This is a genomic window from Saccharicrinis sp. GN24d3, from assembly GCF_052400645.1.
Classification (GTDB): Bacteria; Bacteroidota; Bacteroidia; order Bacteroidales; family Marinilabiliaceae; genus Saccharicrinis.
The window spans coordinates 118,406-130,381 of the sequence record NZ_JBQTGI010000009.1; the positions used below are offsets into that span (position 1 = coordinate 118,406).

Consider the following 11,976-nt stretch of genomic DNA (forward strand, 5'->3'; position numbering starts at 1 on the left):
ATTAATAACTTAAATATAGGTGGATTTAAATTATGGTTCGGTATGTTACCATATGCGAGTATACTATATTTTCACGAAAATGTTTGTTTTATTTCAGTGAATTCAACGTTTTTGCTGATGTAATAATATGTAGTACAGTTGATAAGGAGATTTATATGTCTTTCAGCACGTAACCAACCGTGGGTACGTTTTCAATTGCAATATGCTCGTCTCGTTTTAGGTATTTTCTTAGTTTGGCGATAAAAACATCCAGACTTCTGCTGTTAAAGTAATCGTTATCACCCCAAAGGGAAAGTAAAATATCATTCCGCTTAACCACTGAATTTTTTGAAGAAGCTAGCATTTTTAACACTTCATTTTCTTTTTGCGTTAATCGTTTTTGTTCTGAATCATAGGTCAGCAATAAATTTTGTGGGTCGAAAACGTATTCCCCAATCTTAAAAGTTTTAATATCTTCGGTATTGGGCGAACATCTGCTTAAGATGGCTTTAATCCGGCATAGTAATTCGTCCTCATCAAATGGTTTAACAATATAATCGTCAACTCCTATATTAAACCCTTGTAGCTTGTCTTGCTTAAGGGTTTTGGCCGTTAAAAATACAATGGGTACGCTTTTGTTTTTCTCGCGGATGCGCTTCGCTAAGGAGAATCCGTCAAGTCCGGGAAGCATAACATCCAATATGCAAAATTCGTAAGAAGACTGATTAAAGGCATTGATACCTTGTAGCCCGTCATTGTATAATTTAACATCAAAACCATTCGATTCCAAAAAGTCCACAAGCAGAAACCCCATAGTGGTGTCATCTTCCACCAGTAATATTTTAGTTTTTGAACTCATTAATCCTTAATATATTTAAATGCCAATGTAAATGTACTCCCTGTATTCAGTTTACTACTAATGCTTATACTGCCTTTATGGTTTTCTACAACAGTTTTAACGAAATCTAACCCTAGCCCAAAACCTTTGGTGTCGTGAATGTTTCCATTGGTGACCCGGTAATATTTTTCAAATATACTTTGATAATCTTTGGGAGCAATGCCAATTCCATTGTCTGTAATAGAAAAATAAAATTTATTATTCTTGTTGTAGGTGCTTATTTTAATTTTAGGATGGGTTGGAGTGTACTTTAAAGCATTGTCTATTAGGTTGCTGATGGCATGGTTAAGGTATTGTTCCTCGCCCTTTACAAAATAATGGTTTGCCCCCAGATTCAGTTCAAAGCTGCCACCTAATTCATTCAGCGAGTCTTTATATGATTTTACATTCCTGTAAATTACTTTGTGCATGTCAACATTGGTCAATTGTGTTTTGCAGGTTGTCATAGCGGCAACACTAAGAATGTCTTTCACATGATTCTCTATTTTATTGTTTTCGATTTGAATTAGAGACGTATAGTTGGTTACCTTTTCGCTGCTTATTCCGTTGCCGGCGTTTTTTTGAATAAGATTGGAGGCTAGTTTTATATTGGCAATAGGTGTTTGGAATTCATGAACCATATTGTCGATGAAATCCTTGGTGTTGGTAAGGATGTGTTTTTTCTTACGGAATAACCTGGAGGTAAAGATGAAGGATATCATTACAAAAACGATGGCCCCCATGGATATATAGAACAGTATACCAACTTGTGCCAATAAAAACTGCTTGTGCTCCGGAAACTGAATAAGCAGTTTGATGCCGCTTTGAGCCAACAATCCATTTAACGACTGTTCGTAACAGGTAACGCAAAGTTGTTTCTCCTCACCTTTTTCTTCGTTAATAAATTCAAAGGTATAGTCCAGTTCAATTTTGTGTATGGCAAGATTGGAGCTAATAATGCTGTCAGCTTTCTGAAAATTGATAGATTGAAGATCGCTGGGGCAATGATTACCACAGACATAGTTGCGCATGTGATTGCAAGCGTTGGCTTCACGGGCAATTTCGTTTCTGGCCTCACTCAAGGCAAGTACAACCCTGTGGTTAAAATGCTTCTCCTCTAATTTGGCCGATCTGGCCAAAAAAAGAAATTGAATTGCCATTAGGCAAATTAGGGTACCAAAGGTAATTCCCGCCAAAAGCGATTGCTTGTCAATTTTTTTTGCCATAATCATTTAAAAATAAAAATATTCCCCCGGGCTTCAAAATATTAGGCAAATTTATCAATAAAAAAGCAATGGCGTACTTTATTAACGTTTCGTTAACATGCTATAACAAGTAAATAACATATATTGCGAATGAATCATTGAATATTTGCAATGACAACAAAATCAATTATTAATAATACAAAATTTATCGTTATGAAAAAGACAGTTGCTGTATCGTTTCTTTTTATGTTTATGTTGGCCATCGCTTCTCCTGTAATGGCAACCGATACTATCCAAGAGCCGCAAAAAACGGAGAAAAAAGTTAAAAAATGTGGCGAAGACTGCAAAAAAGAATGCTGTGCTGAAAAAGAGTGTAGCGGTGAAAAGAAAGCTGAATGCAAAAAAGAATGCAGTAAGAAAAAATAAAAGACATTATTTAATATTGAAAAAGGCCGTTCAAAAAGTTTGAACGGCCTTTTTTTTATTCATTTAATTGGCTTACTTTTAACCTGCTTTATTCACCATATTGCAGTAAGGTGAATACAATAGTGGGTTACCCCAACATAGCTAAGTCCAATTTTCCGGGGTAAAGTTTTAAATGTAAGCCAATGCACTTCCGTATTATTCTCCTGATTGTTTTGTTGCCAACACCTTTTTTTAATTTGTACTCGAAACAGAATCCCGGGGCTGAGCATATTTTTAAAGATGTAATTGACGATAGGCTTGAGCAAATGCAAGAGTTGGCACTAGAGATAGTTTCTACACAAACGGATAAAGCGGATAGCATTGCCAGGGAAATATTGTCGAAATCAAAAAAGTCGCAAATTCGTTACAAAGCTTTAGGGTATTATATTCTAGGAGAAGCAGAATATTACCGAGAGCATTACAACCTCGCTTTAAAATATTATAGGAAAGCCGAACCCTATCTGGAAATGAACAGTGATAGTGTTAAAATGGCCGCCAACTTCAGCAACTTAGGCTTAATGTACTTGTATAAGGCTAACTATAAAAAATCGCTTTTATATTACGAGAGAAGTTTTGAGCTTGAAAAATTGATAAGCGACACCCTTGGTATGGCAAAAAGTCTGCAAAACATGGGTTTGATAGTAGGGCATTGGGGCAAATACGAAATGCAAAACGACTATTACAAACAAGCCATAGCACTATATGAGGAGCTGGATGATAAGAAGTCGATGGCAGATATGGCATTAAATCTTGGTGTTTCGTTAATTTTTCAGGACGAATTAGATGAGGGCTATAATTATTACAAAAAAGCCTTACATACCTACGAAGAGCTAAATGATAGTGATAGAATTGCTTCGGTATATACCAATTTAGGATACTATAAAATCAGGGTTAAGGAATATGGCGAGGCTTTAGGTTATTTTAACAAAGGCATCGGTATTTTTAAAACGTTGGATAAGAAAAGCGGACTCATTCAATCTTACACAGGCTTGGGTGATTTGTACGTTGCCATGGGGCAAAGAAGAAAAGCCGTTGACATTTATCAGAAATGCGAGTTGATAAACCAAAAAGTGGGCTTGTTAGATACGCGGGGGGAAAACTTATTTAGCTTATACGAAGCATACAAAAGCATGGGCGATGTGGAAAACGCCCTACGTGTGTTTGAACAACATCAGCTGATCAAGGATAGTATTTTTAATTTGGAACAATTCGAAAAAATTCTGGAACTTGAAAACAAATATGTTTTACAGAAAAGCCAAAGCCAGGTGTCGGAATTAAAAGCCAGGAACAGGTTATATACCATCATTTCGTTGGGGGTTTCTTTTTTGGTGATAAGTGGTGGGATTTTTATGTTTTTTTATACCAGGGATAGGAGCATGAAGGAAAAACAGCGTCTTCTCAGTCTGGAACAAAAAGTGCTTCGTACACAAATGAATCCTCATTTTATTTTCAACTCCTTGTCGGCCATCCAATGTTATATTCTTGAAAATAAAACAATGGATGCGGTTGATTTTTTAGCTGATTTTGCCAGCCTGATGCGGATGGTCCTGCATTATTCAAAGGAGGAATATATTAGTTTGGAGCAGGAAAGAGAGATATTGGATTTTTATATCGACCTGCAAAACAAACGCTTTGGCGATAAAGTGAAGTATGAGATTCAGATTGATGAAGAATTGGAGAACACCAAGATTATGATACCTCCTATGCTCGCACAACCGTTTATTGAAAATTCCTTTGAACACGGGGAACTTTATAAAAAAGACGACGGACATATCTCGGTAAAGTTTAAAAAGAAAGGCAAGAATCTGTCGTACATGATAGAAGACAATGGTGTGGGGATATCCTCAAAAAGGAGGGAAAGCAGCAGTCCTTCCTCCAAAAAACACAAGTCGCTGGCACTAAAAATTACTAAAGAAAGACTTAAGCTGATCAATAATAATCATACAGGTGCACGTGTGGCATTGTTGGTGGAAGACAGGATTAAATACGGTGAAAACGGAACGCGTGTTGAATTTACGATTCCTCTTCAGGTGTTAAACTAGGTCCCGTCACGCCTGATCTGACAGCCCCAATATTGTTCTTTTAACTTTTGACTACGTTAAAAAAACGTTTACAGAACGCTGCTAGGCGCAGATTATTTTTCATGAGCAAAAATCAAAATAGGTTCAACTCAACCGTCATTTCATACATGACGCTAGTAATGTGTTGATGAAGTTGAGTTTATGTAGGATAAAGATTCAGGCGGGTTTAACCCGGGTTGTCGTATTTGAGATACGTAATGAGCATTTAAAATACCATAAAACAAGACGTTGCTGAAACGAGGCATAACTTGTCCCGATTACTTTCGGGAGCATCGTTCTGGTGAGTTGAAGTGATGCAACGAAGTGTCTTGTTTTAAAGTAATTTCAATGTGTAATAGAATTTCTAATGCATATTGCGGGTTTAAACAATAGGTGCTACTTACGTCCGAAATCGGCAGGTATCTCTCCCCAGTTTTTGGTGTCCCATTTTAAAATGGGTTGCGAGTAATTATGGCTTTTGAGCCAATCTTCAGCTCTTCTTATCACTGCAAACAACTCTTGTGTTTTATCGTTCAAGGGAAGTTTGGATCGGCACTTTTTAGCTTTGATCCAGCTCATAGCTATTTTGGAATCCGTATATATCGGGATGTTTAACTGGTGTTTTTCCTGATAGGCCAAACCATGAACAATCGCCAAAAATTCGCCAATGTTATTGGTGCCCATCGGAAATTTCTGAACAAATACCTGTGTTCCCGAAACGGTATATACGCCTTGATACTCCATTATTCCGGGATTGCCGCTGCAAGCCGCATCCACCGAAAGGCTGTTGCTAATGATGTCGGGATTCTCGTCGATGGATGCAAACCGTTTCTCCGAATCAGCTTCTTTCTTATTGCCCCAGTGTTTTTCGGGAGCTTCTTCATAGGCTTCTTCGGCTTCCGCCAAAGTAGGGAAGCCTTTATAGCGAACATTACTAACGCCCCTGATGTTTTTTTGGCATTCGACCCAGCTGGTATATATGCCCGGACTGTGTCCGTTCCACACTACATAGTATTTGTTTTTTTTGGCCATTGATTAACCTTTTAAAGCCGGAAGGAATTGTGTTAGCAGATTTGCAAAATTTGAAAGGAACAATCGTATGGCCATAGCCAGGAGTATAATTCCAAAGAACTTTTGAAGAACATACACACCGCCCTCTCCTATTATCTTTTCAACCCTATCTGTTGACCTAAGAACGAAAAATACAATAATAATGTTTAAAACCAACGCAATTATAATATTTATCGAATCAAATTCTGCCCTCAGTGAAAGTATAGTGGTAAAAGAACCGGCACCTGCAATTAATGGAAAGGCGATGGGTACGATGCTTGCTCCAACTGGAGAATCGTGCTTGAAAATATGAATACCGAATATCATTTCAAAGGCTATTACCAACAGCACAAAGGAGCCCGCAATTGCAAAAGAAGAAATATCTACACCAAAAAGTCCGAGTAACGGTTCTCCCATAAAGAAGAATGCCAACAAAATGATTAAAGATATTGATGCAGCTTGAAACGCATTGATTTTATTTCCTTTCTTTTCTAAGTTGATAATTAAAGGGATGGAGCCCAAAATGTCGATTACGGCAAAAAGCACGATAAATGCCGAAACAATTTGTAAAAACTGGATATTCATAATGCGTACTTATTAAGGTTTAAATTAGAGGTAAAAATAAGTATTGTTATTCCGACCATGCATTTTTGTGTTGTTGCCGCATTTGGCCGTGTTGATTTTCAATTTAGACTATTGCATGGTACTTCATGTTTGATAGGTGTGAATGGTACATAAAAAAGGGGATGCCTTCACATCCCCTTTAATATTTTTGTCGAGCGGGATTATTTAACCAGTGTCATTTCATTTATTAAATGGGTTGCCCCGGCATACTTGTCTACAATAAAAAGAACATATCGAATGTCTACGTTGATACACTTTTGTAATTCTGTTTCAAAAGCAATATCTCCGCTCATAGCTTCCCAGTTGCCGTCAAAGGCCAAACCAAACAATTCGCCATTGGCGTTGATAACAGGGCTGCCCGAGTTTCCTCCTGTGATGTCGTTGTCCGTTGTAAAGCAAACTCGCATCGTTCCGTCGGTATGGGCATACTGGCCGTAGTCTTTGTTTTGGTACAATTCAATAAGCTTGTCCGGCACTTCAAATTCAAAGTTTCCTGGTTGATGTTTTTCCATCACTCCCGCGAGTGTTGTATAATGTTTGTAAATAACTGCATCGCGTGGTTCGTAGTTGCCTACTTTTCCATAGCTCAATCGCATGGTGAAGTTTGCATCCGGATAAAATACGTTGTCCGATTTCATTTCCATTAGGCCTTTTAAGAACAACCTGTTGTTTTCAGCCTCCAATGCATTTGCCGCCATAACTTTTTCGTAAAGATTGCGGTAGGTATCAACAGTCGATTTCGCCGCTATAAATACCGGGTCTTTCCGAAGTTTTTTTAGGTTTGGTTCTTCCAAAAATGCCTCCAGGTTTTTCTGATCGGCAAATACCGATTTGGAAAAAACAAAATCGCCATACTTTTCAAAGTCGCCATTGAATTTTTTTACAACGACATCGTTAAAAAAACCCGGGTGGTATTTTTTGCTGATTTCGTCATGGTATAATTCCAACAAGGCAGAAAAAACTTTATGGTCGGTAGATGCGCTATAATCCTTGAAAAAAGCATCTAAGTCAGCAGCAATGCCGTTGGCTGTTGCTATAGCTTTTTCCCGATCATCGTCTTCCAAATCTTTTTCCAGTTTAAGTGCTTTGGTGCCCAATGAAATAATTTCAGTTCCTCGGAGCATACACTCAACCAAATAACTTTGGGCTTTTAAATCATCTGACCTGCCGGTGTAGGCTTTTTCCAAATTACCCAATACATTACCATATGTCCTGGCTCTTTCAGGTGAAGAAGCGACCCACTCGGCAAAATCTTTTTCAATTTCCTGTTTCTGGGCTACAACATTCAACTTTTTAAGGCCGCGGTTCATACCGATACTGTTTTTCCAGTAATTTGAACTGCGGCTGAACTTAGAGGCATATTGAATGTTAATTTTTTCGTCGGCTAACATGTCCTCTTGCCAAATGTCTTGTTTCAATCCGCGAGGAACAATACGCGCATCGTTGACAATATTCATTCTTTCTTGGATGCCCCAGGAAGTTAAATATCGGTTTGTGCTTCCGGGATATCCAAGCGTCATGGCAAAATCGTCAGGCTGAACCCCTTTTAAAGAAATAGGTAGGTGGTGCTTAGGCTTTAAAGGAACATTGTCTTTTGAATAGGCGGCAGGCTTACCCTCTTTGTCGCCATAAACCCTAAACATACTAAAGTCTCCTGTATGGCGGGGCCACATCCAGTTGTCGGTGTCGAAACCGAATTTTCCGATAGATGATGGGGGAGCGCCCACAAAGCGGACATCGGAATACTTTTCGGATATGATCAAAAAGTATTGGTTGCCTTCAAAATAGCTTTTAACGTCAATAGTGTAATCATTGCCTTCCGAAGCCTCTTTTTTAATGGCACTGATATTCTTGCCCATTAATTCCCTACGCTTTTCGGTTTCGGTGTTCTCGTCTACCCCTTCAAAAACTTTATCGGTTACATCCTCCATCCTTTTCAGGAAGGTAACTGATAATCCTTCTGCAGGAAGTTCCTGGTCAAACGAGCTGGCCCAGAAACCATCTTTTAGGTAGTTGTTCTCGACCGAACTTAATGCCTGAATATTTCCGTACCCGCAATGGTGATTGGTTAAAATCAGGCCCTGATCAGAGATAATTTCCCCGGTGCAGCCTCTGCCAAAAATCACGATGGCATCTTTTAAGCTCGAATTGTTTACGCTGTAGATGTCTTCGGCGGTAAGCTTCAGCCCCATCTCGTTCATCTTGTCCATGTTTAGCTTCGTGATTAATGGAAGAAGCCACATCCCTTCATCTGCCTTAGCGGTTCCCGCGAAAACCATAACAATGGCAATGAATAAAACCGTTAGTTTTTTCATTCGATATATTTTAATATAATTTTAGTTTACAAGACAATACTGCAGTTTACCACAGCAGGGCGAATATAATAATTAAATCATAATTGAAACAATGATAATTATTACATCTGTTTCGTTAGAAGTCAAGCTTTAATTGTGTATCCAATAATTTAAAGGTTTGTCTGTGAAAAGGGGTTGTGCCCAACTTCACGATTCCAGCCCTGTGTGCTTTGGTAGGATACCCTTTGTTCTTATCCCATTGGTAACCGGGATACGCCTTATCCAACTTCATCATCAATTCGTCTCTGTGTGTTTTGGCCAGTATACTGGCCGCTGCAATGGGCAAAAATTTACCATCTCCTTTAACAATGCAGGTATGCGGAATGTTTTTGAAAGGTTTAAATTTGTTGCCATCGATGAGCAAGTGCTCAGGGGTGGTGTGCAGCTGTTCAACAGCCCTTTGCATGCCTGTAATGGATGCGTTGAGCACGTTTATTTCGTCCACTTCGTTGTTGTCCACAATGGAAACGGCCCAGGCAACCGCTTCTTTTTCGATGATTGGACGTAGTTTTTCTCTCTGTTTTTCTGTAAGTTGTTTGGAGTCGTTGAGTAAGGGATTCTCAAAGTCTTTGGGGAGAATGACCGCCGCAGCCACCACCGGCCCCGCCAAACAGCCTCTGCCTGCCTCGTCGCACCCGGCCTCAATTTTATCTTTATGTAAAAATAGTTCAAGCTTTGATTTCATGACAAAGTACTAAAGTATATAATCCGGGTTTAAAAATGCAGTATTACTATTTCCAACGCTCCGTTGCATTAATGGGTATTGACCATAGGGCTAATGATAAATGACCTGTGACTATTGGCCATTAAAATCACTGTTCGCTGTACACAAATTCAAGCACGGTTTGCCCAACTGCTTTCAGTGTATTTTTGTCGATTACATCCATGTCGTCATCATGCGTGTGCCAGTAGCTTCCAAAACTGGAATCGGTAGTCGGGTCGTACTGGATGATATTGATACATGGGATGTTAAGATGTTTGTTTACGTACACATGGTCATCTGTTATTCCACCTCCATCTTCAAAAATAAAATAATTACCATATCCCAGTTTGTGACCCGTGTTCCATACTTTTTTAAGGATTCGGGGAGCAAAGTATTTAGAATTCATCTCTTTATAGAATGTTGCATTAGGAGCGCCAACCATATCTAGCAGAATACCAAAGCGGGCATAATAATTTTTTACGTGAGGGTTTTTTCCCCAATACTGGGAACCCAAACACCAGGTATCTTGTTTTGGATTCTGAATCTCAATGTGGTCAGGGTTCCCATAATCTTCCGCATCAAAAAAGATGATGTCCACCCCAAATGGTAACGGGGTCGTGTTAAGTTGGCGTGCAATTTCAAGCAATACGCCCACGCCGCTGCCACCATCATTAGCGCCTAGAATAGGTTCGTTCTGTCTGCTCCCGTCCGGACAGTGATCCGCAAAGGGCCTGGAATCCCAGTGTGCAAACAGTAATATCCGGTCCCTGATCTCCGGCTTATACTGACCGATAATGTTTTTTGCATGCAATAAAGTGTTGTCGAATGCAGTCACCTCGGCATCCTGCACAATTACGTCCGCTCCAAAATCCTTCAATTTTTGGGCAAGATATTCGGCGCACAAACCATGGGCTTCCGTGTTCGGGACTCTTGGTCCAAAATCAACCTGTTGCTGGACATACAAATAGGCGGAATCAGCATTAAAAGATGGGGTTGAAACAACCTCCTTTTTTTTCTTTTTTTCGGCTGTGCTGTTCTTGGCAGGCGTGAAATCGCAGCTTGCCAAAATCACCAATAATATAAGGATTAGATGCTTTATCATGTACTCTGATTAATTAGGTTGATAATTTATTTTAGTTCCCAGGTAGCTCCATCGCTACCGTCTTTAATCACAAACCCCAGGTTGCTTAACTCATTACGTATCTTGTCGGCCGTTGCCCAATCTTTGTTTGCTTTGGCATCGTTACGCACGTTCATCAACAATTGCATAACGTCGTCGAGCTTTTGGGTATTGTCCGCACCTTGCCCGGATGATAATTCCAGCCCAAGTATTTCTGTCACAAACAAGTGCATCAAAGAATCTAGTTCGTCTAAATCGGTTTGCGAAATCTTATAATTACCTGCAATCAAGCTGTTAATCATTTTAACGCCATCGAAAAGATGTGCCAATAAAACAGGACTGTTTAAATCATCCAGTATTGCGGCATAACATTTTTCTTTTAGGGAAGCAACATCCACATCAGATTCCTTGGAAACAGATATTTTGTTTATATTGCTCATGGCTTCCGACAACCGGTTGAGTCCCTTTTCTGCTGCTTGCAGGGCTTCGTTTCCAAAATCAAGCGTACTTCTGTAATGGGCCTGTAATATAAAAAAACGAATGGTCATTGGGCTGTACGCTTTTTCCAGTTTCTCATGTTCGCCAGTAAAAAACTGTTCCAATGTTATAAAGTTGCCCAGCGATTTACCCATTTTCTGACCGCCGATGGTAATCATATTGTTGTGCATCCAGTATTTCGCTGGGACCTTTCCGTTGTCGACAGTGCTTTGGGCTATTTCACACTCGTGGTGCGGAAACAGGAGATCCATACCGCCTCCGTGAATGTCGAATTGCTCGCCTAAATATTTTTTACTCATGGCAGAACATTCCAGATGCCAACCGGGAAATCCGTCGCTCCATTCTGAAGGCCATCTCATGATATGCTCGGGGGCAGCTTTTTTCCAAAGCGCAAAATCAAGGCTGTCACGCTTTTCGCTTTGTCCGTCAAGGCTCCTGGTGTTACTTAACAGGTCTTCCACCTTTCTGCCCGAAAGAATTCCGTATAAATGTTTTTCGTTATACTTTTTTACATCAAAATAAACAGAACCATTGCTTACGTAGGCATATCCTTTGTCGATAATTGATTTGATCACCTGGATCTGTTCGATGATATGACCGGATGCATGCGGTTCGATACTTGGACTTTTTACGTTCAAAAGTTTCATAAAGTCATGATACCTGTTGGTGTAAAATTGTACCACCTCCATAGGTTCCAATTCATCGAGCTTGGCTTTTTTCGCAATTTTGTCTTCCCCTTCGTCCGCGTCATTCTCAAGATGTCCTACGTCGGTAATGTTCCTTACATATCTAACCTGGTATTCCAAATGTGTCAGTACCCTGGTTAAAAGGTCAAAAGTAATGGCGGGACGGGCATGTCCGAGATGGGGGTCGCCATATACGGTAGGGCCACATACATATAACCCGACTCTCTGAGGAATTAGGGGTTCAAATAGTTCCTTCTCTCTGGAGAGCGTGTTGTAAATATATAATTGGTTCTTCATTTTAATAATGATTACATTTATGGTGCTCAAAATTACAAAAAAGTACTAGTTTGAATTC

The 11,976-nt window shown here is 39.6% G+C and carries 10 protein-coding genes; 2 read left to right on the forward strand and 8 right to left on the reverse strand.

Going from position 1 to position 11,976, the window contains the following annotated elements; genetic code table 11:
• Positions 1–151: 151 nt before the first annotated feature.
• Complete coding sequence (locus ACT29I_RS12230; RefSeq protein ID WP_430931955.1) at positions 152–838, reverse strand: response regulator transcription factor; 687 nt, start codon at positions 836–838, stop codon at positions 152–154.
• Entirely contained in the window at positions 838–2,082 is a 1,245-nt protein-coding gene (locus ACT29I_RS12235) for a sensor histidine kinase (protein WP_430931956.1), read from the reverse strand. The genes ACT29I_RS12230 and ACT29I_RS12235 overlap by 1 nt, the downstream gene beginning before the upstream one ends.
• A gap of 192 nt (positions 2,083–2,274) precedes the next feature.
• Here ACT29I_RS12235 and ACT29I_RS12240 point away from each other — a divergent pair, with 192 nt between their 5' ends.
• Complete coding sequence (locus tag ACT29I_RS12240; RefSeq protein WP_430931957.1) at positions 2,275–2,487, forward strand: hypothetical protein; 213 nt, start codon at positions 2,275–2,277, stop codon at positions 2,485–2,487.
• A 182-nt stretch (positions 2,488–2,669) separates the two neighbouring features.
• A complete protein-coding gene (locus ACT29I_RS12245; protein WP_430931958.1) occupies positions 2,670–4,568 on the forward strand; it encodes a tetratricopeptide repeat protein in 1,899 nt (632 codons plus the stop codon).
• A 414-nt stretch (positions 4,569–4,982) separates the two neighbouring features.
• Here the strand turns inward: ACT29I_RS12245 and ACT29I_RS12250 are convergent, their stop codons facing one another.
• The 6 genes from ACT29I_RS12250 to cysS all read right to left on the reverse strand — a co-directional run bounded on the left by ACT29I_RS12250 (position 4,983) and on the right by cysS (position 11,918).
• Entirely contained in the window at positions 4,983–5,618 is a 636-nt protein-coding gene (locus tag ACT29I_RS12250) for a ribonuclease H1 domain-containing protein (protein WP_430931959.1), read from the reverse strand.
• A gap of 3 nt (positions 5,619–5,621) precedes the next feature.
• Positions 5,622–6,221, reverse strand: a complete 600-nt coding sequence (locus ACT29I_RS12255; RefSeq protein ID WP_430931960.1) for a MarC family protein — start codon at positions 6,219–6,221, stop codon at positions 5,622–5,624.
• Positions 6,222–6,421: 200 nt separating this feature from the next.
• Positions 6,422–8,575: a S46 family peptidase gene (locus tag ACT29I_RS12260; RefSeq protein ID WP_430931961.1), complete on the reverse strand. Its 2,154-nt coding sequence runs from the start codon at positions 8,573–8,575 to the stop codon at positions 6,422–6,424.
• 115 nt (positions 8,576–8,690) lie between these two features.
• On the reverse strand, positions 8,691–9,299 hold the full coding sequence (locus ACT29I_RS12265; RefSeq protein WP_430931962.1) for a ribonuclease HII: 609 nt from the start codon (positions 9,297–9,299) through the stop codon (positions 8,691–8,693).
• Between the two features lie 127 nt (positions 9,300–9,426).
• The gene (locus ACT29I_RS12270; RefSeq protein ID WP_430931963.1) at positions 9,427–10,419 is read right to left on the reverse strand and encodes a M28 family peptidase; all 993 of its coding nucleotides are present in this window, start codon (positions 10,417–10,419) and stop codon (positions 9,427–9,429) included.
• A gap of 26 nt (positions 10,420–10,445) precedes the next feature.
• Positions 10,446–11,918: a cysteine--tRNA ligase gene (gene cysS / locus ACT29I_RS12275; RefSeq protein ID WP_430931964.1), complete on the reverse strand. Its 1,473-nt coding sequence runs from the start codon at positions 11,916–11,918 to the stop codon at positions 10,446–10,448.
• Positions 11,919–11,976: the final 58 nt, after the last annotated feature.

What these genes read in the sequence shown, in the direction of transcription:
- ACT29I_RS12245 (WP_430931958.1), top strand. Translation starts at nt 2,670, where the DNA reads ATGCACTTCCGTATTATTCTCCTGATTGTTTTGTTGCCAACACCTTTT.
- ACT29I_RS12230 (WP_430931955.1), bottom strand. Translation starts at nt 838, where the DNA reads ATGAGTTCAAAAACTAAAATATTACTGGTGGAAGATGACACCACTATG.
- ACT29I_RS12235 (WP_430931956.1), bottom strand. Translation starts at nt 2,082, where the DNA reads ATGGCAAAAAAAATTGACAAGCAATCGCTTTTGGCGGGAATTACCTTT.
- ACT29I_RS12255 (WP_430931960.1), bottom strand. Translation starts at nt 6,221, where the DNA reads ATGAATATCCAGTTTTTACAAATTGTTTCGGCATTTATCGTGCTTTTT.
- ACT29I_RS12270 (WP_430931963.1), bottom strand. Translation starts at nt 10,419, where the DNA reads ATGATAAAGCATCTAATCCTTATATTATTGGTGATTTTGGCAAGCTGC.
- cysS (WP_430931964.1), bottom strand. Translation starts at nt 11,918, where the DNA reads ATGAAGAACCAATTATATATTTACAACACGCTCTCCAGAGAGAAGGAA.
- ACT29I_RS12250 (WP_430931959.1), bottom strand. Translation starts at nt 5,618, where the DNA reads ATGGCCAAAAAAAACAAATACTATGTAGTGTGGAACGGACACAGTCCG.
- ACT29I_RS12265 (WP_430931962.1), bottom strand. Translation starts at nt 9,299, where the DNA reads ATGAAATCAAAGCTTGAACTATTTTTACATAAAGATAAAATTGAGGCC.
- ACT29I_RS12260 (WP_430931961.1), bottom strand. Translation starts at nt 8,575, where the DNA reads ATGAAAAAACTAACGGTTTTATTCATTGCCATTGTTATGGTTTTCGCG.
- ACT29I_RS12240 (WP_430931957.1), top strand. Translation starts at nt 2,275, where the DNA reads ATGAAAAAGACAGTTGCTGTATCGTTTCTTTTTATGTTTATGTTGGCC.